Origin of the sequence: Nocardia barduliensis, from assembly GCF_013315795.1 — a bacterium.
Classification (GTDB): Bacteria; Actinomycetota; Actinomycetes; order Mycobacteriales; family Mycobacteriaceae; genus Nocardia; species Nocardia barduliensis.
In genome coordinates this window covers 55,665-80,002 of record NZ_JABLTE010000031.1, presented here as the reverse complement: position 1 = coordinate 80,002, position 24,338 = coordinate 55,665, and the positions used below count along the sequence as shown (strand labels likewise).

General features: G+C 70.2%; 17 protein-coding genes. 9 read left to right on the top strand and 8 right to left on the bottom strand.

Annotation, left to right across the window (positions count from 1 at the left end; all coding sequences use genetic code 11):
• Nucleotides 1-225: 225 nt before the first annotated feature.
• From HOV91_RS15685 to HOV91_RS15675, 3 genes are all read left to right on the top strand, one after another.
• On the top strand, nucleotides 226-930 hold the full coding sequence (locus HOV91_RS15685; RefSeq protein ID WP_174186111.1) for an enoyl-CoA hydratase-related protein: 705 nt from the start codon (nucleotides 226-228) through the stop codon (nucleotides 928-930).
• Between the two features lie 511 nt (nucleotides 931-1,441).
• Nucleotides 1,442-2,683, top strand: a complete 1,242-nt coding sequence (locus tag HOV91_RS15680; protein ID WP_174186110.1) for a M20 family metallopeptidase — start codon at nucleotides 1,442-1,444, stop codon at nucleotides 2,681-2,683.
• 116 nt (nucleotides 2,684-2,799) lie between these two features.
• Nucleotides 2,800-3,948 (top strand): M20 family metallopeptidase, encoded by a 1,149-nt coding sequence (locus tag HOV91_RS15675; protein WP_438822668.1) that lies wholly within the window; start codon nucleotides 2,800-2,802, stop codon nucleotides 3,946-3,948.
• 97 nt (nucleotides 3,949-4,045) lie between these two features.
• On the opposite strand, the gene HOV91_RS15670 is transcribed toward HOV91_RS15675, so the two are convergent.
• Nucleotides 4,046-4,519: a gamma-glutamylcyclotransferase family protein gene (locus HOV91_RS15670; RefSeq protein WP_039796248.1), complete on the bottom strand. Its 474-nt coding sequence runs from the start codon at nucleotides 4,517-4,519 to the stop codon at nucleotides 4,046-4,048.
• A 174-nt stretch (nucleotides 4,520-4,693) separates the two neighbouring features.
• On the opposite strand from HOV91_RS15670, the gene HOV91_RS15665 reads away from it, so the two are divergent.
• The 4 genes from HOV91_RS15665 to HOV91_RS15650 all read left to right on the top strand — a co-directional run bounded on the left by HOV91_RS15665 (nucleotide 4,694) and on the right by HOV91_RS15650 (nucleotide 9,795).
• Nucleotides 4,694-6,097 carry an NAD(P)H-quinone dehydrogenase gene (locus tag HOV91_RS15665; RefSeq protein ID WP_174186109.1) on the top strand — a complete coding sequence of 468 codons (1,404 nt, stop codon included), beginning with the start codon at nucleotides 4,694-4,696 and terminating at the stop codon, nucleotides 6,095-6,097.
• 381 nt (nucleotides 6,098-6,478) lie between these two features.
• Entirely contained in the window at nucleotides 6,479-7,450 is a 972-nt protein-coding gene (locus HOV91_RS15660) for a hypothetical protein (protein ID WP_174186108.1), read from the top strand.
• A gap of 73 nt (nucleotides 7,451-7,523) precedes the next feature.
• Nucleotides 7,524-8,531 carry a DUF8176 domain-containing protein gene (locus HOV91_RS15655; RefSeq protein ID WP_174186107.1) on the top strand — a complete coding sequence of 336 codons (1,008 nt, stop codon included), beginning with the start codon at nucleotides 7,524-7,526 and terminating at the stop codon, nucleotides 8,529-8,531.
• An 85-nt stretch (nucleotides 8,532-8,616) separates the two neighbouring features.
• On the top strand, nucleotides 8,617-9,795 hold the full coding sequence (locus HOV91_RS15650) for an aminotransferase-like domain-containing protein (RefSeq protein WP_174186122.1): 1,179 nt from the start codon (nucleotides 8,617-8,619) through the stop codon (nucleotides 9,793-9,795).
• Between the two features lie 54 nt (nucleotides 9,796-9,849).
• Here HOV91_RS15650 and glpK read toward each other — a convergent pair whose 3' ends face one another.
• On the bottom strand, nucleotides 9,850-11,349 hold the full coding sequence (gene glpK, locus HOV91_RS15645) for a glycerol kinase GlpK (protein WP_174186106.1): 1,500 nt from the start codon (nucleotides 11,347-11,349) through the stop codon (nucleotides 9,850-9,852).
• Nucleotides 11,350-11,763: 414 nt separating this feature from the next.
• Here glpK and HOV91_RS15640 point away from each other — a divergent pair, with 414 nt between their 5' ends.
• On the top strand, nucleotides 11,764-13,497 hold the full coding sequence (locus HOV91_RS15640; protein WP_174186105.1) for a glycerol-3-phosphate dehydrogenase/oxidase: 1,734 nt from the start codon (nucleotides 11,764-11,766) through the stop codon (nucleotides 13,495-13,497).
• Between the two features lie 123 nt (nucleotides 13,498-13,620).
• Here HOV91_RS15640 and HOV91_RS15635 read toward each other — a convergent pair whose 3' ends face one another.
• The 4 genes from HOV91_RS15635 to HOV91_RS15620 all read right to left on the bottom strand — a co-directional run bounded on the left by HOV91_RS15635 (nucleotide 13,621) and on the right by HOV91_RS15620 (nucleotide 21,485).
• A complete protein-coding gene (locus tag HOV91_RS15635; protein ID WP_174186121.1) occupies nucleotides 13,621-14,196 on the bottom strand; it encodes a TetR/AcrR family transcriptional regulator in 576 nt (191 codons plus the stop codon).
• A gap of 74 nt (nucleotides 14,197-14,270) precedes the next feature.
• Complete coding sequence (hpnE, locus tag HOV91_RS15630) at nucleotides 14,271-15,647, bottom strand: hydroxysqualene dehydroxylase HpnE (protein ID WP_246350140.1); 1,377 nt, start codon at nucleotides 15,645-15,647, stop codon at nucleotides 14,271-14,273.
• Between the two features lie 75 nt (nucleotides 15,648-15,722).
• Nucleotides 15,723-16,505, bottom strand: a complete 783-nt coding sequence (locus HOV91_RS15625; RefSeq protein WP_174186104.1) for a DNA-formamidopyrimidine glycosylase family protein — start codon at nucleotides 16,503-16,505, stop codon at nucleotides 15,723-15,725.
• Between the two features lie 78 nt (nucleotides 16,506-16,583).
• The gene (locus tag HOV91_RS15620; protein ID WP_174186103.1) at nucleotides 16,584-21,485 is read right to left on the bottom strand and encodes an ATP-dependent helicase; all 4,902 of its coding nucleotides are present in this window, start codon (nucleotides 21,483-21,485) and stop codon (nucleotides 16,584-16,586) included.
• Between the two features lie 107 nt (nucleotides 21,486-21,592).
• Here HOV91_RS15620 and HOV91_RS15615 point away from each other — a divergent pair, with 107 nt between their 5' ends.
• On the top strand, nucleotides 21,593-22,138 hold the full coding sequence (locus HOV91_RS15615; RefSeq protein WP_312884629.1) for a histidine phosphatase family protein: 546 nt from the start codon (nucleotides 21,593-21,595) through the stop codon (nucleotides 22,136-22,138).
• Nucleotides 22,139-22,246: 108 nt separating this feature from the next.
• Here the strand turns inward: HOV91_RS15615 and HOV91_RS15610 are convergent, their stop codons facing one another.
• Both HOV91_RS15610 and HOV91_RS15605 read right to left on the bottom strand, forming a co-directional pair.
• Nucleotides 22,247-23,434, bottom strand: coding sequence for a lipase family protein (locus HOV91_RS15610; protein WP_438822667.1), 1,188 nt, complete (start codon nucleotides 23,432-23,434; stop codon nucleotides 22,247-22,249).
• Nucleotides 23,435-23,801: 367 nt separating this feature from the next.
• On the bottom strand, nucleotides 23,802-24,281 hold the full coding sequence (locus HOV91_RS15605; RefSeq protein WP_174186101.1) for a hypothetical protein: 480 nt from the start codon (nucleotides 24,279-24,281) through the stop codon (nucleotides 23,802-23,804).
• Nucleotides 24,282-24,338 lie beyond the last annotated feature (57 nt).

Genomic DNA, 24,338 nt, shown 5'->3' with positions numbered 1-24,338 from the left:
AACGTGGGCCGGGCTGCGGACTGTGTCGTTTCGGAAGAACTCTCGAGGGGGGTCGGCAAGATCGGCTCGTGGATGTGGCTGTCTTGCCTTTCGCTGATAGTTGGTGTTCGGCTGCTGGGTGGTGTGGGGGTGGTCGCGCCTGGTGGGGAGACCTGGGTAACTGGCTGGCGTTCGATTGCTACCCGCGAGTAGGGGTGTTGGGGATGGCCCGATATCCTCCACCGCATGCCGTATCTGGAACGCCAAGGTGAAGTGTTCGTCGTGTACCTCGGCGCGGAGGGGACCGCGGACAGCGAGAACCGTTTTCATCCGGACTGGATCGATGGGTTCCACGGGCTGCTGGACGAGGTCGAGAGTTCCGAGGGGCCTGCCGCGCTGGTGACCACCGCGACGGGGAAGTTCTACAGCAACGGTCTGGACACCGATTGGCTGTTCGCGAACCTGGACAAGATGCACGGCTATCTCGACCGTGTGCACTCGCTCTACACCCGCCTGCTCGCCTTCCCGCTGCCGACCGTGGCGGCGATCAACGGCCATGCCTTCGGCGCGGGGGCGATGCTGGCCACTTCGCACGATTTTCGGGTGATGCGCGCCGACCGCGGCTTCTACTGCCTGCCCGAGGTGCACCTCGGCATGCCGTTCACCATCGGGATGAACGCCCTGCTCACCGAGCGCCTGACCAACCAGGTCTGCGTGCAGGCGATGACCACCGGCCACCGTTACCCGGCCGACGAGGCGATCGCCGCGGGCATCGTGGACGGCAAGGTCGAAGCCCCCACGTTGCTGGCTACCGCCGTCGAGCGGGCAGCCGCACTGGCGAGCAACCGCAAGCCCAACCTGCCGGTGATCAAGCGCGCCCTGCACGCGAAGGCGCTGGCCGGCCTCGCCGTCCCCACCACCCCGGAGAACCTGGCCTTCGCCGCGAGCTGACGCGCCGCACCAGCACACCCCGCGCGCGAAGGCGCGGCGAATCGGACAACGAAGCGGAACCTGGCACCGCCCGTTGGCCGTTCCGGCGTGCGTTGTGCCTGGAGTTCGATCGCCCGACGTGCCCAGCGCACCTTAACTACGTCTTGCGCGCGAAGCGAGACGGAGCATTGCCTGTTCGCGGCGCGAGCCATAAGGGGACTGCGAACCCGCTGCGCGAAGGCGCGCGAATCGGACAGCGAAGCGGCAACCTGGCATCGCCCGTTGGCCGTTCCGGCGTGCGTTGTGCCTGGAGTTCGATCGCCCGACATGCCCAGCGCACCGCAACCACGACTTTCGAGCGAAGCGAGACCGAGCATCCGTCGTTCGCGGCCCGGCTCGCGTTTGCGCGGCCGCCGCGCAAGCGACGAAGGAGCAAGCGGCGGCCGCGCAAACGCGAGCCACAAGAGGGCCGCGAACCCGCCGCGCCGAAGGCGCGGCCAATCAAACAGAGAAATCCAATACAGTGCGTTGCATGCCATCACCGCGCAGCGGGCGCCAGGAATCGCGGCACAACGGTGACGCTGTGCGCGAGGTGGACGCCGCCGCTCGCAGTGACGCCGCGATCCGGGCCGCGTCCGCCGAGCTGATCGGGCTCTCGCACGCGATCCACGCCGAGCCCGAGCTGGCGTTCGAGGAGACCCGCAGCGCCGCCAAGACCATCGCGCCGCTCGCCGAGCGCGGCTTCGAGGTCGAGACCGGTGTCGCCGGACTGCCGACGGCCTTCCGCGCGCGCTACGGCAGCGGGCCGCTGACCGTCGGCATCTGCGCCGAGTACGACGCTCTGCCCGAGATCGGGCATGCCTGCGGGCACAACGTCATCGCCGCCTCGGCGGTGGGCGCCGCGCTCGGTCTTGCCGAGGTCGCCGACGCGCTCGATCTCACCGTGCTGGTGTTCGGCACGCCCGCCGAGGAGAGCGGCGGCGGCAAGGTGCTCATGCTGGAACACGGGGTGTTCGACGACGTCGCCATGGCGATGATGGTGCATCCGGGCCCGCTGGACATCGTCGGCGCCCGCTCGCTGGCGCTGGCCGATGTGTCGGTGGTTTTCCACGGGCGCGAGGCGCACGCCAGCGCGGCCCCGGAACAGGGCCGCAACGCGGGCGACGCGGTGACCGTCGCACAGGTTGCCCTCGGCTTGCTACGGCAGCATCTCCTGCCCGGCCAGCAACTGCACGGTATAGTCGGCGACGGTGGCGTAGCTCCCAACATCGTGCCCGGACGTGCGGAACTGCTGTATTACCTACGCGCAGTCGACTCCGCATCCCTCGACGATCTGATGCGACGAGCGTCGGCTTGTTTCGAGGCGGGCGCCCTCGCGACCGGCTGCACCCACGAAATCCGGACGCTCGCGCCGACGTATACCGAGCTGACCCCGGATCCGGAGTTGTTGCTCGTCTACCGCGAGCAGATCACCGGATCGGGACGCGTGCCGCTCGCTCCGGAGTTCGAGGCGCAGCGGCCGCTGGGCAGCACCGATATGGGAAACGTCACCAACGTCGTTCCGGGCATTCATCCGGTCATCGGAATCGATGCCGGGGGTGCGGTGACACATCAGCCGGGCTTCGCGGCGGCCAGCGTCAACGCCTCGGCGGATCGCGCGGTCATCGATGGTGCGCAGGCGCTCGCGCGTACCGCGATCGCCGTCGCCCGCGATGACATACATAGAGACAGGTTGTTGCAACGGCTAGTTCAACGACAGGAGGACATTCGGTGAGCACAACCGGCCGTTCGGCCGCGCCGGCGACGGGCCCGGCAGAGGGCGTCCGTGTGGTCACGCAGGACCCCGGGAACTTCGCGGCGGTCCCGACCGTGGGATCCGGGCGGGCAGCGGTGGAGTCGTGGCTGGCCGGTCACACGGTCGATCTCGTCGGGTGGCGCAGGCACATTCACGCCAATCCGGAGCTGTCCCGTACCGAGTTCGGCACCACCGAGTTCGTCTCGGCGTGGCTGACCAAAGCGGGGCTGACGCCGCAGCCGCTTCCCGGCGGCACCGGCCTGATCTGTGACATCGGACCGGACGGGCCGCGCATCGGCCTGCGCGCCGATATGGACGCGCTGCCCCTTCAGGAGTTCACCGGACTGCCCTTCGCCTCCACGGTGCCGGGCGTGTCGCACGCGTGCGGTCACGACGCGCACACCACCATCCTGCTCGGCACGGCGCTGGCGCTGGCCGAGGTGCCGGAGCTGCCGGTCGGTGTGCGGCTGATCTTCCAGCCCGCCGAGGAGGTCATGCCCGGCGGAGCGATCGACGTGGTCGCCGCGGGCGCGATGACGGGCGTGCAGCGGATCTTCGCGCTGCACTGTGATCCGCGTCTCGAGGTCGGCCGGGTCGGCATCCGCGTCGGCGCGATCACCTCCGCCGCCGACACCATCGAACTGGTGCTGGACTCGCCGGGCGGCCACACGTCGCGTCCGCACCTGACCAGTGATCTGGTCTATGCGATCGGCTCGGTCATCACCGGCCTGCCCGGCCTGCTCAGTCGCCGCATCGACCCGCGTACCAGCACCGTGATGGTGTGGGGCGCGGTGAGCGCGGGGAAGGCGCCGAACGCCATTCCGCAGACGGGCATGCTCACCGGCACCATCCGCACCGGGGACCACGCGACCTGGTCGTTGCTGGAGCCGATGGTGCGGGAGATCGTCGACGGGCTGCTCGCCCCGACGGGCGTGCGCTACCAGCTGAACTACCGGCGCGGCGTGCCGCCGGTGGTCAACGACGAGCACTCCACCCGCATGTTCGAGGACGCGATCCGTGCGCTGGGCCCCGACGCGCTCTCGGACACCCCGCAATCGGGCGGCGGCGAGGACTTCTCCTGGTACCTGGAGGAGGTGCCGGGCGCGATGGCGCGCCTGGGCGTCTGGTCCGGCGAGGGTGAGCAGTTGGACCTGCACCAGCCGACCTTCGACATCGACGAGCGGGCGCTGGCGGTCGGCGTCCGGGTGCTGAGCAATCTGGTGCTCGACGCGCGCACTGCCTGATTTCCAGCGTCCGCGGTGCTGGTGGGGCTGGGAGTGCGCCAGCGGCATGGCCGACCGGAAGACGGCCATGCCGCTGGCGTCGCGGTGTGACGCGCGGTCAGCCGAAGTTGCCCGGACCGACGTTGCGGCTGTTGCGGGTGCGTAGGGCGTGCACGTAATCCTCTGGCGCGCCCGCCTTCTCGGCCGCGTCGGCGATCACGCCGAGGTAGCGGGCCGAGGGCAGTCCGCCCTCGTAGGCGTCCAGCACGTAGAGCCAGGCCAGCGTGGGTTCGCCGCCGTCGCCGTTGCGGGTGACGCGCAATCGGATCTTCTTGTGGATACCGAAGTCCGAACCCTCCCAGCGGTCCAGCCGCTGTTCGTCCTCCGGGGACACGTCGTAGAGCACGACGAACACCCGGGAACCGGGATCCTCGACGACCGTCGCGAGAGGCCCTTCCCAGCCGATGTCGTCACCGGCGAAGGTGAGCCGCCAGCCCTCCAACCAGCCCGTCCCGGACATGGGGGAGTGCGGACAGCGCTCGAGCATCTGCGTCGAGTCCATGTTGGACCCATAGGCGGCATAGATCGGCACCAGCAAAGGGTAGCCAATAACCGGGAGAGACTGCGTTCGATTGCCGCACCTGCGGCGCGGCGCGGGGCCGGGATGGGTTGCGCACCGGTAACGCGGTCGGTCGTGTGAGGTGGTTCCCGGATAACGTTTACCTCGTGCCGGAGATCCCGGCGCGAAGCACGAGCGGAGGTATCAATGACCCGCATCGCGATCATCGGTGGCGGTCCGGCCGGCTATGAGGCGGCCCTGGTGGCGGCCCAGCACGGAGCGTCGGTGACGCTGATCGATTCCGACGGCATCGGTGGGGCGTGCGTGCTGTGGGACTGCGTCCCGTCCAAGACTTTCATCGCCTCGACCGGCGTCCGCACGGATCTGCGCCGGGCTCGCGATCTCGGGATCACCCTCGACCCGAACCAGGCGCAGGTGCAGCTGTCCGAGGTGAACGCCCGCGTCAAGGCGCTGGCGCTGGCCCAGTCCTCCGACATCCGCTCGAAACTGCAAACCGTCGGGGTGAACGTGCTGGCCGGGCGCGGTGAGCTGATCGACCGCGGCGGCGGGCTGGCCGCGCACCGGGTGCTGGCGAAGCTGGCCGACGGCGCGCAGCAAACCATCGAGGCGGAGGTGGTGCTGATCGCCACCGGCGCGAGCCCGCGCGTGTTGCCCGGCGCGGAGCCGGACGGCGAGCGCGTCCTCAACTGGCGTCAGCTCTACGACCTCGCGGAGCTGCCGGAGACCCTGGTGGTCGTCGGTTCCGGTGTGACGGGCGCCGAGTTCGTCTCCGCCTACACCGAAATGGGCGTGCGGGTGAAGCTGGTCTCCAGCCGCGACCGCGTGCTGCCCGGCGAGGACGCCGACGCGGCGCTCGTGCTGGAGGACGCGCTCGCCGAGCGCGGCGTCGAACTGGTCAAGCACGCGCGCGCCGACGCCGTCGAGCGCACCGCCGAAGGCATCGTGGTCAAGCTGTCCGACGGCCGCACGGTCTCCGGTTCGCACGCGCTGATGACCGTCGGCTCGACGCCCAACACCGCCGGTCTCGGGCTGGAGCGGGTCGGCATCGAACTCGACAGCGGCGGCTACTTGCGGGTGGACCGGGTTTCGCGCACCTCGGTGCCCGGCGTCTACGCCGCGGGGGACTGCACCGGCCTGCTGCCGCTGGCCTCGGTGGCCGCGATGCAGGGACGCATCGCGATGTACCACGCGCTCGGCGAGGGTGTCAGCCCGATCCGGCTGAAGACCGTCGCTTCCGCGGTGTTCACCCGGCCGGAGATCGCGACCGTCGGCGTCAGCCAGAACGCGATCGACAACGGTGAGGTCCCCGCGCGCACCGTGATGCTGCCGCTGAACACGAATCCGCGCGCCAAGATGCTCGGGCTGCGACGCGGTTTCGTCAAGATCTTCTGCCGTCCCGCGACCGGCGTGGTGATCGGCGGCGTCGTCGTCGCGCCGATCGCCTCGGAACTGATCCTGCCGATCGCCCTTGCGGTGCAGAACAATCTGACGGTCAGCGACCTGGCCCAGACGTTTTCGGTGTACCCGTCGCTCACCGGCTCGGTGACCGAGGCGGCGCGGCTGCTGATGCGCCACGACGACCTGGGCTGACCTCGTTTTGGCGCACCCGGTGCCGTGTCCGTGCGCGGACATCACGTCCCGCGAACTCGGGGCGGGCCCCGGATGCGGGCGCTCTTGCCACCCTTGGCTATTCGCCGCGTTGCCCATCGTGCGCACATGTGGTTCACTCTCGGCAGAGATGCGATCGAAGGGCGGTCGCGGGGTTCGGTGTGGGGGGATGGTCCTTTCCAAATCGGCACGAGCGAACGGCCCGGGGTCGTTCGACGATCAGGCGTCTCGCCCAGGGGACAACTGAATGCGGCCTGCCGGGCCGCACCCGGGAAGGGAATGCGGAAAGTGAAACATCGTAAGCCGAGTCGGGCGCAGCGAGCGATGGCGAGCACCTCGTTGCCACTGGCCACAGCGGCTGCCGTGGCCACGCTCTTCGCTGCGCCGGCGGGGGCGGCTCCCAACGATCAGCCGACCACTCCGCCGACGCCTGCTCCGGCGCAGCCGGGCGTGAACGAATCGCCGAGCACCCCGGAGACCACGCAGCCGGAACCGAACAAGCCGGAATCCAAGCAGGATCCGCAGAAGCCGGAGAGCAAGCCGACGCCGCGCCAGCCCGGCGTCACCACTCCGGAGTCGGACCACGCCGCGCCCGACCAGAAGGACCCGAAGCTCGCCAAGCCGACCCAGCCGGGCGTTACCCCGCCGCGGGTCGCGCCGCTGCCGGTCCCCGGCCAGCAGAAGCCGAGCGACCCGCAGGCCGCGGTCGCGCCGGACCAGGCCGCGCCGCAGCCCGGGCAGCAGGCGGCTCCGCGGCCCGGCCAGCAGGCCGCGCCGCAGCAGGGCGCCGACAACCCCAACGCCGAGGCGCGGCAGCCGGAGAGTTCGACGCTGGTGCAGCCGCAGGCCCAGCCGCGCTGGCAGGCGCCGCGTATGGAGGCCGCTCCGGCCGCCCCGGTCGTGGAGATGACCGGTCCGCACGCGGAGATCGGCGCGAACATCGACGGCGGCACCGTGCTGCCGGGCCACGTGGCCAACACCCACCACTTCAGCAACGAGGCGGGCTACGTCGGCACCATCGGCTACCGCACGCCGACCGGAGCCGGTGAAGCGGGCGTCTCGGTGGAGTTCGTCGACAAGAACACCGTCAAGCTCACCACCTACACCGGTGGCGAGGGCCTGGCCTCGAACAACACCACCGCGGTGTTCGACACCACCCAGCTGAACCAGGCCAAGGCCGCGGTGGAGGACTGGATCCGGGAGCAGCCGGGCGGCGCGGCCGCCCTGGAAGCCGCCGCACAGGTTAAGCTTCCGCTTCAGCCGGGCGACTTCGCTCCACAGACCGCCGAAGTGGGTGGTGTCACCACCCAGTGGGGTGGTTCACTCCAGTACTGACACGTGCTGATTTCGACGGGTGGGGCGGTCGTTCGCGGCCGCCCCACTTGTGTGTCCTGGGAAAGGATTGGGTGTGACCTCCGAGGGTGATGCGAGGGAGAACGAATCCGACCAGTCCGGATCGGAGTTCGGTCCGCCGTTGGGGGAATTCGGGCCGCCGATTGCCGAATTCGGCCCGCCCATCGCAGAATTCGTTCCGCCGATGGGCGCGGACGCCGGCCCGGGCTGGCAGGTGCCGCAGCAGTCGACCGACCACCCCGAACTCACTTGGCGCCCGGCAGGCGAGCCGGAGACGACACCTGCGTCGCCCCCGCAGTATCGCGCGCCGGATTCGACGGTGTACTCCGAACGGCCGGCCGCGCCACCCGTGCCCGCCCAGCCCGAGCCGCCTGCCGCGGAGGCTCCGCGCCCGCAGTCCGTGGACGGCGAACGGGGTACGTGGTGGAACCGGCCGACCCGGGAAGGCGGCGTTCCGAAGCCTCCGCCGCCGTCGGAGTCGGGCCTGTCCTGGGCCGAGGACCCGATCGCCATGCGTCTGGCGCTGCGCCTCCCCGAGACGCCCCCGCCCGCGCGGCGCAGCTCGTCGCGGCGCTGGGTCGTGCTGGGGACGCTCGCGGCGGTGGTGGTGCTGATCGCGCTGACGGTGACCATCATCGTGTCCAGCGGCAGCGAGGATGGGCAGGACGGCACGGCTGCTTCGCCCCCCACCAGCGTGGCGATGAGCTGCCCGGCGCGGACCGAGGGTAACGTCACCTTCGGCAACGGTCCTGGGGATACGAGTAGTGGGATCCGGGCGATTCTCGGCTTCGAGCACGCGTACTATTCCGAGCGCAGCGCTGCCCGCGCGCACACGTTCGTGGCGCCGGGCGCGAACGTCGAGCCGCCCGCGGACCTGCAGAAAACCATCGACCAGCACATCCCGCAGGGCACCGCCTATTGCCTGCGGATCGCGGAGATGGCCCCTGATCGCTTCAACGTCGAGATCACCGAGCGCCGTCCCGACGGCACCGAGGCCCAGTACTTCCCGGTGATCACGACGGTGAACCAGGACGGACGGACCCTCATCTACCTGATCGACTGAGCTGTTCTCAGAATGTGAGATACCTATTTCATATTCTGGATAAAAATATGCGACAGTGCCTTATCGCGCATTCCCGGAGGTGTCCATGTCGCCGATCACTCCACCGCTGGCTCGCCGCCTCGACGGTCTGCGGAGTTCGGCGATTCGCGATCTGCTGAAGCTGACCGCCCGCGGCGACGTCATCAGCCTCGCGGGCGGGCTGCCCGATGCGCAGCTCATGCCGCGCGACCGGATCGCGCTGGCGGCCGAGACGGCGCTGACCGACCGCGCACGGCTGCAATACACCGAGTCGGCCGGGTGGGGGCCGCTGCGTGAAGTGCTGGCGGCGCGGGAGTCGGCCCAGCTGGGGCGTCCGGTCCCGATCGACGAGGTGTTCGTCACGCACGGCTCCCAGCAGGCGCTGTCGCTGCTCGGTGAGGTGCTGCTGGACCCGGGCGCGCTGGTGGTGATCGAGGACCCGGCGTATGTCGGTGCGCTGCAGGTGTTCCGGGCGGCGGGCGCGCGGATCGTGGCCGTGCCGGGCGACGCCGAGGGGATGCGCATCGATGCGCTCACCGAACTGCTCGACCGTGGCGAGCGGCCCGCCTTGGTGCACACGGTGAGCAACTTCCACAATCCGCGCGGGGTCACGATGAGTCCCGGTCGTCGCCGCGTGCTGGCTGAGCTCGCCGATCGCTACGGCTTCTGGGTGATCGAGGACGATCCGTACGGCGAGCTGTGGTTCGATCGGCCATCGCCCGCGCCGGTCGCGTCATATTCGCCCAACGTGATCCGGCTGTCGAGTGTGTCGAAGACGCTGGCGCCGACACTGCGGGTGGGTTGGATGGTCGCACCGGATGCGGTGTGCCGGGGAGTGGAGTTGTTGAAGCAAGGCGCCGACCTGTGCGGTTCGGCGCTGACCCAGCAGATCGCCGCGGATCTGCTTGCCGATTCCGACTGGCTGGGGACCCATGTGGACAACATCCGGCGCGTCTACGGTGAGCGGGCGCGGGTCCTCGTCGGTGCGCTGCGCGATCGCTTCGGTGACCGGGTGGTGAGCACCGACGCCGCGGGTGGCATGTTCGTGTGGGTCGACTTCACCGACGGCACCGATACCGGCGAACTCCTCCCACGTGCCATCGAACACGGAGTCGCCTACGTGCCCGGCTCGGCCTTCGCGGTGACCGCGTCCTATCGCCATTCGATGCGTCTGTGCTTCACCACCTCCGAGGGGGCGACCCTGCTCGATGCGGTCGGCAGGCTAGCGCGCGCCATGGGTGACTAGTCAGCTGTCCGACGCTCTGGTCGCGGCAGTGAACCGATCGACGTGCCGCGGTGGTCAGTCCACCCAGCCGTAAGTGCGCTCGACCGCCTTGTTCCACGCCGCGAAGTGCGCGTCCCGGTCCGCGTCCGGCATGGCCGGGTGCCAGGTCTTGTCCGCGGCCCAGTTGTCCCGGATGTCGTCGGTGCCCGACCAGTAGCCGACGGCGAGCCCGGCCGCGTACGCCGCACCCAGCGCGGTGGTCTCGTTGACCACCGGTCGCACCACGGGTACGTCGAGAATGTCGGATTGGAACTGCATGAGCAGATCGTTGCCGACCATCCCGCCGTCCACCTTCAGCGTGGTGAGCTCCAGGCCGAGCCGCTGGGACTCGGCGTCCGCGCGCATCGCGTCGACCACCTCCCGGGTCTGGAAGGCGGTGGATTCCAGCACCGCCCGCGCCAGATGCGCTTTGGTGACGAAACGGGTCAGACCGGTGATCACGCCGCGCGCGTCCGGCCGCCAGCGGGGCGCGAACAGTCCGGAGAAAGCCGGCACGATGTACGCGCCGCCGTTGTCGTCCACGCTGCGAGCGAGCGGCTCGATCTCGTCGGCGGCGGAGATGATACCGAGGTTGTCGCGGAACCACTGCACCAGCGAACCGGTGACCGCGATGGAGCCCTCCAAGGCGTACACCGCGTCCGCGTCGCCGAGGCGGTAACACACCGTCGTGAGCAGGCCGTGCTTGCTGAACACCGGTGTGGTGCCGGTGTTGAGCAGCATGAAATTGCCGGTGCCGTAGGTGTTCTTGGCCTCGCCGGGCGACAGGCACGCCTGGCCGAAGGTGGCGGCCTGCTGGTCGCCCAGGATGCCCGCGACCGGCACACCGGCCAAGGGGCCGGAGCTGATCGGCGCGTAGACCTCCGAGGAACTGCGCACCTGCGGAAGCATCGACTCCGGCACGCCGAATTCCCGGCAGATCTGCGAATCCCATTGCAGCGAGCGCAGATCCAGCAGCATCGTGCGGGACGCGTTGGTCACGTCGGTGACGTGCCTGCCCGTGAGATTCCACAGCACCCAGCTGTCGACGGTGCCGAAGCACAGCTCACCCGCCTCGGCGCGCTCGCGCACACCCGGCACGTTGTCCAGGATCCAGCGCAACTTCGGCGCGGCGAAGTAGGTGGACAGTGGGAGGCCGGTGCGATCCTGATAGCGGGCCGGTCCCGCGTCGCCGCCCAGCTCGGTGCACAACCGGTCGGTGCGGGTGTCCTGCCAGACGATCGCGTTGTACACCGGCCGTCCGGTCTCGCGGTCCCACACCACCGTGGTCTCGCGCTGATTGGTGACGCCCACCGCGGCGATGTCGTCGGCGCTGAGACCGCTGCGCTCCAGAACCGCGCCGAGTACGAATTCGGTATCGCGCCAGATCGTTTCGGCATCGTGCTCGACCCAGCCCGGCCGCGGGAAGATCTGCTCGTGCTCCCGCTGGGCCACGCCGACGACACGCCCCTGCCGGTCGAAGACGATGCACCGACTCGAGGTCGTGCCCTGATCGATGGCGGCCACGTAGCGACGCATCCGTGAAGTGTATTTTGGCCGCGACTTCGTCGCGGCGTGTTCGCGGCCCTTTGTGGCTCGGACGCGAGCCGGGCCGCGAACGGGCAATGCTCGTCTCGCTTCGCTCGAAAGTCGTGGTTGGGGGTGCGCTGGGTGCGTAGGACGCCTTTTGTGAGGTTGGTGATCGGGCGACTCGATGTGTGACCGGGCTGTCGCTGGTCGCTCCCTGTGGGTGGTGCGGTGGAAGCGTGGCTCGGTGTTCGCTGCGCATCGAGCCTGGGGTGTGGGCTGGATGGCCGGTAGGGTGGGTCTTGTTACCGACGAGTAGGTCGGGGCGACACGGAGACGGGCGCGGGCGGTCGATTCGCGGCAATTCGCCTAGCCTGGACCTGAACGCTCGATCGGACACATCCGCGTCGGCTGGAGGAGTCGAGCATGGCCAAGAAACCGGATTCGCAGTTCCTCGGCCCGGAGCAGCGCAGGACGGCCTGGGAGCGCTTCGGCAAGGATCATTTCGACGTGGTCGTCGTCGGCGGTGGCGTGGTCGGGGCCGGCATCGCGCTGGACGCGGCGACCAGGGGCTTGCAGGTCGCGCTGGTCGAGGCTCGCGATCTCGGGTCCGGGACCTCCAGCCGGTCGTCGAAGATGTTCCACGGCGGGCTGCGATATCTGGAACAGCTGGAGTTCGGATTGGTGCGCGAGGCGTTGCGGGAACGCGAACTCACGCTGTCCACCCTGGCGCCGCACCTGGTGAAGCCGCTGCGGTTCCTGTATCCGCTGACCCACCGTGTCTGGGAACGTCCGTATGTCGCCGCCGGGCTGGTCCTCTACGACACCATGGGTGGCGCCAAATCCGTTCCGGGTCAACAGCATCTGACCCGTGCGGGCGCTTTGCGGCTGGCGCCCGGGTTGCGGCGCGACTCGCTGATCGGGGGTGTCGCCTATTACGACACGGTCGTCGACGACGCGCGGCACACCATGATGCTGGCGCGCACCGCCGCGCACTACGGCGCGGTGATCCGCACGTCCACCCAGGTGGTCGGGTTCCTGCGCGAGGCGGATCGGGTGATCGGCGTGAAGGTGCGCGACACCGAGGACGGGCGCACCGGTGAAGTCCGTGGACATGTGGTGATCAACGCGACCGGCGTGTGGACCGACGAAGTCCAAGCCCTGTCGCATCAGCGGGGCCGGTTCCACGTGCGGGCGTCCAAAGGCGTGCACATCGTCGTGCCGAGGGACCGGATCGTCAGCGACACCGCCATCATCTTGCGCACCGCGACCTCGGTGCTGTTCGTCATCCCCTGGGGCGCGCATTGGATCATCGGCACCACCGACACGGAGTGGAATCTCGACCTGGCCCATCCGGCCGCGACCAAGGCCGATATCGACTACCTGCTGAAACGGGTGAACGAGGTGCTGGTCACGCCACTCACGCCCGACGACATCGACGGCGTGTACGCGGGTCTGCGCCCGCTGCTGGCGGGGGAGAGCGACGAGACCTCCAAGCTGTCGCGCGAGCACGCGGTCGCCCGCGTCGCACCCGGCCTGGTCGGCATCGCGGGTGGGAAGTACACCACCTATCGCGTGATGGCCTACGACGCGGTGGACGAAGTGGCCGAGGACATTCCGGCCCGGGTCTCGCCCTCGGTTACGGCGAAGGTGCCGCTGCTCGGCGCCGACGGCTATTTCGCGCTGGTCAACCAGACGGTCCAGCTGGCCGAGACCTTCGGCGTGCATCCCTACCGGATCAAGCACCTGCTGGACCGGTACGGTTCGCTCATCGAGGAGGTCATGGCCTTCGCCGAGGACAAACCGGAACTCCTGCAACCGATTACGGACGCGCCGTCCTATCTGCAGGTGGAGGCGGTCTACGCGGCGGCGGCGGAGGGCGCCCTGCACCTGGACGACGTCCTGGCCCGGCGGACCAGGATCTCGATCGAGTACGCACATCGCGGGGCCAATTGCGCTGAGCAGGTAGCTCAGCTGATCGCGCCCATTCTCGGCTGGGACGACGAGGAGATCGACCGGGAGGTTCGCACCTATCAGGCGCGAGTCGACGCGGAGGTCCACTCGCAGACCCAGCCGGACGACGCCTCCGCCGATGCCCTGCGGATAGCGGCTCCGGAGCCGCGCCCGGAGATCCTCGAGCCGGTGCCGTCCGAAGGGTGAGCCGGGCCGGCATACCGGCAGGTCGGCGCTGCCGCCGCAGCTACGCCCACCGCGCGTGGTCGCAACCGGCCGCGAACCCGACGGCCGCACGTCCACGGCGTAGAGCGCGAGGACCGCGGCGGCTCAGCCTTCGTCGCCGGGCTTTTCCATGCGCATCGCCCAGTCCACCAGTGAGCGCAGATAGCGAAGTACCAGCTCGTCCGGGTACTCGATCGGGTCGGTCAGGTGCAGGCGGGCCAGTTCTTCCATGGCGGCCAACAGGATTCGCTCCGTCGGCCCGTTCGGATCCACAGTGACCCCGAGGTAGCGCGACAGATGGCGCGCACCGATCGCGCGGGCATAGGCGCGGCCGAGCGCGAGCCGCTCGCGCAGTTCGGGCGGCCCGCCGTCGAACGGGCTGAGCATGATGCGCCAGCTGGTCGGTGCGGCGTGCAGATAGTCGAGGATGCCGCGGCCGACGCGGTCCACGTCCCCCTGGTCCCAGTCCACGCTGCGCACCCCGGAGAACGCGATGGCCGACTCGCGATCCAGCAGCGCCGACGTCAGCCCGGACAGATCGGTGAACTGCTGGTACACCAGCGCGCGGGCCACCCGCCCTTCGCGTGCCACCCGTTCGATGCTCACCGCCGCGAAGCCCTCGGTGGCGACGATGTCGCGCGCCACGTTCAACAGTTGCGTGCGGCGGTCGGCGGCGGACATCCGGCGCTTCGGCCGCGCCCGTGGTGGATCCGTGAGTTCGGCGGCGCCGCGCTCGGACGTGGAGCGGTCCGTGGTCACGCCATCGAAGGTAGCTCGAGCAGTAGATCCACCGCCCGCGCCGCACTCTGCACCGCGCTCTCCATCGTCGCCGACCAGTCGGTGGCGGTCCAGTCGCCCGCCAGCACCAAAGTGGGCACCGAGGTCCGCTGGGCCGGTCGCAGCCCGTGGGTGCCAACCACCTGCGAGAAGGTGGCTTTCGGCATGCGCACGACTTGCGCCTGCACCACGTTCGCCGCTCGGGCCGCGGGGTAATAGCGGCGCAGCAGCGCCATCTGCTCGGCGACGATCTCGTCGCTGGACTTGTGGATCTGTTCGTACGCGCCGCTGGTGGTCAGGCAGTACAGCCAGGCTTTCGCGGTGCTGCGCCCGGTCATCCGCTGGCGGTCGAAGACCTCGTCGATGACGCCGGTGCCGCCGATCAGCGCTTCGAACTCGGCCGTGGTGCCCAGCGGGCGGTCGAGGTAGAGGTTGGTGCTGACGATCGGCGTATAACCCAGTTTGTCGGCGGCCGCGTAGATCTCGCCGTGCTCGGGCAGTTCGTCCAGGAGCCCGCCGATGCTGGAGTTGGGCACCGCGCACACCACCGCATCGGCCGGAACAGTGGTGCCGTCGGCCAAGGCGACACCGGTGACCCTGCCGTCCGCGATGTGAATGCGGCGGGCCACGGCCCGATGACGGACCCGCACACCGTGCTTCTCGAAGACCCGCAGCGCCCCGGTGACATACAGGGTGTCCAGATCGGTGGTGGGATAACCGATGTCGACGGCCTGCCGATGCCGCAGGCCCAAGCGGATGCCGGTGGCCAGAACGTCGGCGAACACCTTCGCCGATTCCCGCTGCACCGGCTCCGCCGCGATGCCCAGCGCAAGCCAATCCCACAGCGCCTCACGGGCTTTGGCGGGCATTCCAACCCGGTCGAACCATTGCTCGGTGGTGAGGTCGGGCAGGTCGGCGGGCTGGTGCAGGCACTGCCAGCCGAGCCGGAGCGTGGCGAGGGCCGCACGCGCGCGTTCGAGTGGGTTCGCGTCGGGATGCGCGCCGGACAGCGTGCGCAGCGCCGCGAGTCCCGAGGTGCGCATGGCGACGCTGCGGCCGTCGGGCCAGCGCAGTGTGCCGCCGTGCGGGAAGGCGACGTATTGCCGCGTGCCGACACTGGTGAGATAGCGGAACAAGTGGTCGTAGCCACTGGCTATCACGTGCTGACCGTTGTCCGGGGTGTCGTCCACCGCCTCGGCGCGCATGGCGTGGGCGCGACCCCCGAGCCGGCCTCGGCGCTCCAGCAGGGTGACCTGCTTGCCCGCCTCCGCCAGCCAGACCGCCGAGGCGAGCCCGGCCAGGCCGCCTCCGATCACCACGTATCGCCGTGGATCGCCCATGGTGCCTCCCGTCATAACTGACAAGTTGTAAGTTAGGGCGGCGGGTATGAATCGTCAAGGGCGCAGCGGTTTTCGATCCGCGAAGCCGGATCAGTCGGCAGGCACCGGCTGGCACAGGGGACAGAAGAAGATGCCGCGTTCTCGCTGCACCACGCGGTCGTAGTCGGGCGCGGCGTCGCCGAGCAGGTCGGCTACCAGCGGCGTGCCGCAGCGCTGGCACGGCCGGTGGGTCCTGCCGTAGGCCAACGGCCGTCGCGGTGGTTTCGCGGCCGCTTCGGTCAGGATGCGATGCGCCTCGTTCACCAGCGCGAGCAGGTCGGGGACGTCACCGACCCTGGTCGCGGGGTGGACGCGGCGCAGGAAGCAGACCTCGCTGCGGAAGACGTTGCCGATGCCTGCGAGGTTGCGCTGGTCCAGTAGGGCGACGCCGATGGACTGGCCGGGATATCGCCGCAACCGCCGGACGGCTTCCTCGGCATCCCAATTCGGCCCGAGCAGGTCGGGTCCGAGATGGTCGACTATCCGGTGCTCGTCGCGTGCGCGCACCACCTCCACGGTGCCGAGGGAGAACCCGACGGCTTCGACGTCCGCCGTGCGGAGCACGACCCGGGCGGCGACGCGGGGCTTGGTCCAGCGCTGTCCGCAGTGGAACACGCGCCAGCTGCCCTCCATCTTCAGATGCGTGTGGACGCTTACCGTCGCGGTGCGGATGAACAAGTGCTTGCCGTAGCTGCCGACGCTCTCGACCAGCTGTCCGCTCAGGTCGACCGTCGCATAACGCGGCACGCGAAAATCGCTGCGCGTCAATTCCTTTCCCTCCAGCGCGGCACGGAGCCGTTTGGCGGTCAGGAAGACGGTGTCGCCCTCAGGCATATGGCAACTCCGGCGCGCTGAACTGGTGACTTCGCAGCGAACTCGAATCCCGGCCCCGGAGGCCCCCGAGGCGGGCGCTCACGGGCGGCTCCGCAGCCGCAGGCCGCGTGGGGTGGCGGAGAAGCCCGCTTCGGTGAGGAATCCGGCGAAGGTGTTGCCGTGCACGGTGTCGCCGTTGACGCGGTCGATCACCAGCGCGTCCACCCGGCGGCGGTGGACCAGGTCGGCGAGCGCTCCGGCGGCGGCGCGGCGGGCGTCCGGGTCCTCGGTGAAGGTGAGCAGGGTCTTGCCGCCCCGTTCCAGATAGAGGACGAGTTCGCCGTCGATGAGCACCACCAGCGCCCCGGCTTTGCGTCCGGGGCGATGCCCGCCCTCGACATCGCTCTTGGGCCAGGCGAGCGCCGCGCCGTACGGGTTCGCCGGATCGCACGCGGCCAGCGCCAGCACCGTGCCGGTCGGCTGCCTGGATTCGGGCCGGGCGCGTTCGGCGTCGAAGGAACGTAAACGGTCCACCACGTCGGTGGTGGAGAACTGGGCGCCGCCGAGCGAGTCGACGAAATAGCCACGGCGGCAACGGCCGCGGTCCTCGAACTCGGTGAGTACCCGGTACATCAGCGCGAACCCGCCGGTGACGCCCTCGTTCTGCACCGAGCCCCTGGTCAGCACTCCGTACCGCTCCAGCAGCAGATCCGCGGTGGCGTGTGCGCGCACCGTGTTGTCCGACACCCGCTCGGGCAGCAGCGACCATCGCCCGGCGACCGAGGGGGGACCGGAACGGGTGGGCATGCTCGGCCGGGGCAGGTAGGCCCGGCCCCGCGGGGCCCGCCGGGGCGTGCGGTGGGCCGTCGTGGTGCGCGTTGTGCCGGACAGCAGCGCCCGCACCGGTGCGAACGTGTCACCGGAAACCACGCCCGCCCAGACCAATTCCCACAGCGCGGAGGCCACGGCGGCGTCGTCGAGCAGACCGGTGGCATCCGAGAGCTGCCGGAAGAAGTACGCGCCGCCACCCTGCGGAACCGGTATCAGTCGTTCCGCGGCGCCGGACGTCGACTGCCCCGCATCAGAAGCGTTTGCGGAGTCGACCTGCCTGCCGTTGTCCGTGCCGTATCCGTGCGGTGCGGCGGCACCGCTCGCGTCGCGTGATCGCCCGTGCGCGCCTGCACCGTCGCCCGCACTACCGGACGGCGGGTCCGGCTCGTCCAACGGCACCGGCGCTCGATCCGGGAGGTCCGCCACGGGTCCGGGTGGCGTCCACGGCACGAAGGTCGCGCCCAGAGCGGTGAGCAGGCGCGCTTGGGCATCGGTGAGGTCGAGTTCGTCCGGCGGCGCGAGGGTGAACGGCGCCTGCTCGGCCAGATGCAGCGCCACCCAGCCGTCCTTGGCGGTGATGGCGCCGTGCCCGGACCAGATCACCTCGCCGGTCGCCATGAGCTCGTCGAGCATCGCGGGGGTGTAGCCGGGCACTCGCGCGGGCAGGATGAGCGATTCCCAGGCGGAGGCCGGAATCGGCACGCCGGCGAGCTGTTCCACGACCGCCGCCACGCCGTCGACGCCGCGCAGCTCGCCGCTGCCGATGTGCTGCCAGGCGGGCAGGAAGCGGCCGAACGCCGCGGTCGAGACCGGCTCGACCTCGTGCCTGGCGGCGGCGAGCGACCGGCGGCGCAGGCGGCGCAAGACCTGCGCGTCACACCATTCCGCGCCGGCCGCTCCCGGCGTGAACTCGCCTTCCACCACTCGTTTCTCGGCGGCCAGCCGATGCAGAGCGCCTGCGGCGACCGCGGTGCCGAGCCCGAACCGGGCCGCCACCGCCTCCGTGCCGAACGGGCCGTGCGTGCGGGCGTAGCGGCCGAGCAGGTCGCCGAGCGGATCGGCGACCGGATCGATGAACGCCGCGGGCGTGCCGATCGGCAGCGGGACCCCGAGCGCGTCGCGCAGCCGGGCCGCGTCCTCCACCGCGACCCACCAGGTGCGGTTGGCGTAGGAAACCCGCAGCGCCCGCCGTGCGGCGAGCAGGTTCTCGAACCAGGCGGCAGGGTCGTCCTCGCACCGTTCGGCGGCCTCTTCGGCGGTGAGCGGGCCGAGCAGTCGCAGCAGATCCGCCAAACCCTCGGCGTCCCGTGCGTGCCGCTCCGGGGTGAGCCGTTGCAGTTCCCGCTCGGTCTGCTCGATGACCGCGGCGTCGAGCAGTTCGCGCAGCTCGACCCGGCCGAGCAGCTCGGCGAGCAGTCCCGAGTCGAGTGAGAGCGCGGCGGCGCGCCGCTCGGCCAGTGGACTGTCGCCGTCGTACATGAACTGCCCGATGTAGTCGAACAGCAGGGCGTTCGCGAACGGCGACGGCGTCGCCGTCTCCACCTCGACCAGCCGTACCTGGCGCCGCCCCACCCGGCCGAGCAGCTCGCGCAGCGACGGCAGGTCGTAGACGTCGCGCAGACATTCGCGCACCGTCTCCAGCAGAATCGGGAATTCGGGGAACTTGCGTGCCACGTCGAGCAATTGGGCCGAGCGCTGCCGCTGCTGCCACAGCGGAGCGCGCTTGCCGGGATCGCGGCGCGGCAGCAGCAGTGCGCGCGCGGAGCATTCGCGGAAGCGGGAGGCGAACAGCGCCGAGCCGCCCACCTGCTCGGTGACCACGTCGTCGATCTCGTCGGACTCGAAGACGAACAGTTCGGCGCCGGGCGGATCGTCGGTGGTGTCGGGCAGCCGGACGACGATGCCGTCGTCGGAGGCGTTCGGCGCGGCGTCGACGCCGAACCGTTCGCGCAGCCGCGCCCCGACGGCCAGCGCCCATGGCGCGTGCACCGGGAGGCCGTAGGGCGAGTGCAGCACGAGCCGCCAATCGCCGAGTTCGTCGCGGAAGCGCTCCACCACCAGGGTGCGATCGGTGGGCAGATGCCCCGTCGCGGTGCGCTGTTCGTCCAGCAGCGTGAGCAGATTGGCGGTCGCGTTGTCGTCGAGACCGGCGGAGCGCATGAGCCCCGCGACGCGCTCCGCGACCGCGACGACGGGCGCGCGCCCAGCGGCTGGCTCGGCCCCGTCGGCTCGCGATCGCGCCTGCGCCCGTGCGGTTCTCGACGCGGTCGGCGGGGGACTGCCGTCGCGCCGCTGCGGCTTCCTGCTCGCGGCCCCGGCCGACTCGGCGGCCTGGTCCTGTGCGACCGTGCGCACGAATTCGCCTAGGGCCGCGCCCAGTTCGGCCGGCCGCCCGAGCCCGTCGCCGTGCCAGAACGGCAATCGGCCCGGCTGCCCGAACGCGGGCGTCACCAGCACGCGGTCGAAGGTGATCTCCTCGATCCGCCAGCTCGTCGCCCCGAGCGCGAACACGTCGCCGACTCGCGACTCGTAGACCATCTCCTCGTCGAGTTCCCCGACCCGGGACGCCTTCTCGCCCACCATGTACACCGCGAACATGCCCCGATCGGGAATCGCGCCGCCCGAGGTGACGGCCAGGCGTTGCGCGCCGGGCCGCCCGGTGAGCGTGCCAGCGTCGCGGTCCCAGACCAGCCGGGGACGCAACTCGGCGAACTCGTCGGACGGATAGCGCCCGGAGAGCAGGTCCAGCACCGACTCGTAAGCCGAGCGCGGCAACGCCGCGTAGCTTCCGGTGCCGCGCACCACCTCGAACCACTCGTCGACGTCCACCGGGTCCAGCGCGCACGCCGCGACGGTCTGCTGCGCGAGGATGTCCAGCGGGTGCGCCGGGATCTGGATCGCCTCGATCTGTCCCGCTGTCATCCGCTGCGCGGCCACCGCGCAGTGGATGACGTCGGTGCGATGCTTCGGGAAGATCACCCCGCGCGAGATCTCGCCGACCTGGTGCCCGGCCCGTCCGATCCGCTGCAATCCGCTCGCCACCGAGGGCGGCGCCTCCACCTGGACCACCAAGTCGACCGCGCCCATGTCGATGCCCAGTTCCAGGCTGCTGGTCGCGACGACGCAGCGCAGCCGTCCGCTCTTGAGATCGTCTTCGATCAGCGCTCGCTGCTCCTTGCTGACCGAGCCGTGGTGGGCTCGCGCCAGCAGGGGCCCGGCGCCGTGGATCACCTCGGTGGACGGGCCGAGCTGGGCGGGCGGCGCGTGCTCGGTCGCCACCGGCTCGCCTAGTCGCGCCGCGTAGGCCTCGTTCAGCCGGGCGGTGAGCCGCTCGGCCAGCCTCCGCGAATTCGCGAACACGATCGAGGACCGGTGCTCCAGCACCAGATCCACGATCGCCTCGTCCACGTGCGGCCAGATCGAGCCCGGTTGATCGGACTCGCCCGGCTCGGTCATGTCCGCCACCGGCACCCGCACCGTAAGGTCGAATGTCTTCGGTGCGGGCGGCGCCACCAGGGTGATCGGTGCGTTGCCGACCAGGAATCGCCCCACTTCCTCCGGGGGCCGGACGGTGGCCGACAGCCCGATGCGCTGGACGGGCCGCTCGGTCAGCAGGTCGAGCCGGGCCAGCGACAGCGCCAGATGCGAACCGCGCTTGGAACCGGCGATCGCGTGCACCTCGTCCACGATCACCGTGCGCACCTCCCGCAGCGTCTCCCTGGCCGCCGAGGTGAGCATGAGGAACAGCGACTCGGGCGTGGTGATCAGGATGTCCGGCGGGGTGCGCAGCATGGACCGCCGATCGGACGCGCTGGTATCGCCGGAACGGACGCCGACGGTGATCTCCGGGGGCTGTAGCCCCAGACGCTTGGCGGTCTGCGTGACGCCGACCAGCGGCGCCCGCAGATTGCGTTCCACGTCCACCGCGAGCGCCTTCAGCGGGGACACGTACAGCACGGAGGTACCGGCCCGCTCGGGCCGCTGCTCCCGGGCGGCCAGCTGGTCTATCGCCCAGAGGAACGCCGAGAGCGTCTTGCCGGACCCGGTGGGCGCGACGACGAGGGTGTGCTCGCCCGCCGCGATCGCCCGCCACGCCCCGAGCTGAGCGGAGGTCGGCGCGGGGAACGCGCCGTCGAACCACTCCTGGGTGGCGCGGGAGAACTGGGCCATGGATAAAGTGTGCACCGGTCCACCGACAAGCACGCCCGTGCCGTTTGGCGAGCGAAGCCGGAGCAATCGAACGACAGCCGCCGACACCGGGCCGTACGCTTCCACAGGTGCAAAAAGTGCTCAGACTCGACCTGGTCAGCCATGGGATGACCGAGGCGATGCGGAAGGCACGTTTCCCGGTGGACGAATCGCTCACCGAGGCGGGGCGGCGTGCGGTGGCCGGATGTGGACGACTCACCGCTCCCCGGGTGCTCACCGGGCCGGAGCGCCGGACGGTGGAGACCGCCGCGCTGCTCGGCTTGCCGGGCGAGGAGGACAACCGGTTGCGCGACCTGGACGCGGGCGCCTGGCGTGGCGGTGAACTGATGTCGGTGCCCCAGGACGAGCTGTACGCCTGGCTCACCGACCCCGCCTTCCGCGGGCACGGCGGCGAGTCGGTGGTGGACGTGATCGAACGGACCAGGACCTGGATGGCCGAGGTCGCCGCGCGGGCCGTGTCCACCATCGCGGTCACCCATCCGGCCGTGATCCGGGCCGCGCTGCTGGTGACGCTGGACGCGCCGCCGAAATCCTTCTGGCGCATCGATATCCCGCCCGGCAGCGTCACCCGCCTGCACTATCGCGGCGAATGGACGTTGCACTTCACGGCCTGAGCCGGCGCGGACGATGGCATTCCAGCCGTGCCGGGGGACATCGCTCCATCGACCGACCGAACGAAAGCGGCCCGGGAGAACATCTCCCGGGCCGCTTCGCGTGTGCGTTCAGCAGGTTGTCGATACGGGGTCGCCGCGGAACCGGCCCTCCACGTAGTTCCACGCGTCGGCGAATCCGGCCACCGCCGCGGTCATGTGCTCGGAGATGTCGACGGTGTGGAACTGCACCGGCGCACCTGCCTTGCAGTACCGGTCGGCGACCTCGGCGACGGGCCGGTAGAACGTGAGCGTGTCGAAGCGGCCCTGCCACAGATAGGTCGGCACGGTCGGCACGCCGTCGAAGTACCGCAGGCTGTTCTCCCGCAGCACGGCGTGCGCCTCCGGGCTGTCCATCAGGCTCTTGGACGCCGCCATCTGCTCGGCGCTGCGGAAGGCGCCGTGGAACAGCAGGAACCGACGGCACGCGTCGTGGGTGAATTCCCGGAACCACAGACCGTTCTCGTTCAGCTGCTCCGAGATCGGCAGCCGGTCCGGGTACTCCCGCTCCAGTCCCATGGCCGCGGCGAAGGCCAGGCCGAATCCGGGATGCGGGTCGAAGCCCAGCGACATCGCCATCTCTTCCATGTCGGCGGGGATGCCACCGGCCACGGCGGCGGCGAGCTGCAGATCCGGCGCGTAGGTGGGTTGCATCGCGGCGGCCCAGGCGGTGGCCATGCCGCCGCCGGAGTAGCCCGCGATGGCGACGGGAGACCGGGACAGGCCGAGCTCGGCGACCTTGCGGACGGCCTTCACGCTGTCCAGCGTCATCATGCCGGCCAGTCGCGCGGCGCCGTAGGCGGAAGTCGGACCCAGGTAGTCGGGCAGCGAGATCGCCCAGCCGCGTCCGATGGGCAGCATCGCGCCGACCGCGTCCTGCAGTTCACCGTTGAACAGCGAGCGCGACGGGTTGCACTGGGTACCGAGGGAATTGATCAGCGCTTGGTAGGAGACCAACGGCGGGTTCTTGACCCCGGCGGGGAGCAGGACCGTCGTGATGCCCATGACGGGGTTGCCCTGCGAGTTGGTGGACCGGAACGCCACCTGCCAGCCCTCGGTCCCGATATAGGGGCCGGTGTCGATCTTGCGGGTGCGTACGACGTCGCCGGGTGTGTACGCCGCCAGGTCGGAGGGCGCGGAGTAGAACAAGTCAGGATCGGGGGTGGGATACAGCGGCTGAGCCGTTGCCGGCAGGCCGAGCAGGCCGAGCGAGACGATGCTCACCAGCAAGATCGCAATCCTGAACGGAACTCTGGACACGGATTTCCTTCGAAAGTCAGCCGTCACCGGCGCACCACCGCCGCGGCGGCGGTGCGCCGGTGACGGACCGGCACTACACGGAAAGCCGCAGCGAACCACGTTCACCGCGGCACAGAGCAGAAGGAACCGCCGCCGGAGCGGCCCGAGCCGATCACGGCGGACTGGCGCACCTCCTTCGACTCCGGGGACCGCCGGTAGCCGCGAAGGCGGCACCATCCGCTGCGAAGATAGCGCCCGACCGGGCTCGACGCCGCATCGGCGCGAGCGAACGGGACAAATCACAAAGCCCTCGGCCCGCCATTCGACAAGATCACTAAAGGTGGCGGCCTGCCCGCCCGCCCACCGGCTCGACCCCGTGTCGAGTAGCTCATGCGAAGCTGAGCACCGTCCGATCCCCCAGCGGGCGTTCCAGGTCGACGACCACCACACCGTACTCGCGTTTCTGCTCGGGGTTCGCGCCCTGGCACGGCGGCATGCCGCGATGTAGCCCGCGGATCAGCCGCACATGTACTCGCTCGGCGGATTCCTCCACCCGCACGGCGAATCCGATGCTCGGGCAGCCGACCGGGCCCGGGATATGGATCGCGAGCTTGTCGGTGCCGTCCTCGACGTCGTACTCCGAGAAGGGCATCGCCGAACTCGGTTCCAGATCCGCGGCATGCGGGATGACGATCATCGTCCCGCCCGCGTATCGCCGGGGACCGGGGTCGGCCCGCGTCCCGGCCGCCGCTCCCGCGGCCTGATCCGGCGTGGAGGGGGCGGCCGTGTCCGCCTGCTGGCCGCACGCGGTCAGTGCCCCGCATGCGATGGCGGCGAGGATCGCCGTGCCCCTCCTGAGCAATGCCATCCTTCCACCTTCACACAGGGGGGCGCGGGGGCGGCGGAGGTATGCCGGTGTGGCACG

What these genes read in the sequence shown, in the direction of transcription:
- HOV91_RS15685 (WP_174186111.1), top strand. Translation starts at nt 226, where the DNA reads ATGCCGTATCTGGAACGCCAAGGTGAAGTGTTCGTCGTGTACCTCGGC.
- HOV91_RS15680 (WP_174186110.1), top strand. Translation starts at nt 1,442, where the DNA reads ATGCCATCACCGCGCAGCGGGCGCCAGGAATCGCGGCACAACGGTGAC.
- HOV91_RS15665 (WP_174186109.1), top strand. Translation starts at nt 4,694, where the DNA reads ATGACCCGCATCGCGATCATCGGTGGCGGTCCGGCCGGCTATGAGGCG.
- HOV91_RS15650 (WP_174186122.1), top strand. Translation starts at nt 8,617, where the DNA reads ATGTCGCCGATCACTCCACCGCTGGCTCGCCGCCTCGACGGTCTGCGG.
- glpK (WP_174186106.1), bottom strand. Translation starts at nt 11,349, where the DNA reads ATGCGTCGCTACGTGGCCGCCATCGATCAGGGCACGACCTCGAGTCGG.
- HOV91_RS15640 (WP_174186105.1), top strand. Translation starts at nt 11,764, where the DNA reads ATGGCCAAGAAACCGGATTCGCAGTTCCTCGGCCCGGAGCAGCGCAGG.
- HOV91_RS15635 (WP_174186121.1), bottom strand. Translation starts at nt 14,196, where the DNA reads ATGTCCGCCGCCGACCGCCGCACGCAACTGTTGAACGTGGCGCGCGAC.
- hpnE (WP_246350140.1), bottom strand. Translation starts at nt 15,647, where the DNA reads ATGACGGGAGGCACCATGGGCGATCCACGGCGATACGTGGTGATCGGA.
- HOV91_RS15625 (WP_174186104.1), bottom strand. Translation starts at nt 16,505, where the DNA reads ATGCCTGAGGGCGACACCGTCTTCCTGACCGCCAAACGGCTCCGTGCC.
- HOV91_RS15620 (WP_174186103.1), bottom strand. Translation starts at nt 21,485, where the DNA reads ATGGCCCAGTTCTCCCGCGCCACCCAGGAGTGGTTCGACGGCGCGTTC.
- HOV91_RS15605 (WP_174186101.1), bottom strand. Translation starts at nt 24,281, where the DNA reads ATGGCATTGCTCAGGAGGGGCACGGCGATCCTCGCCGCCATCGCATGC.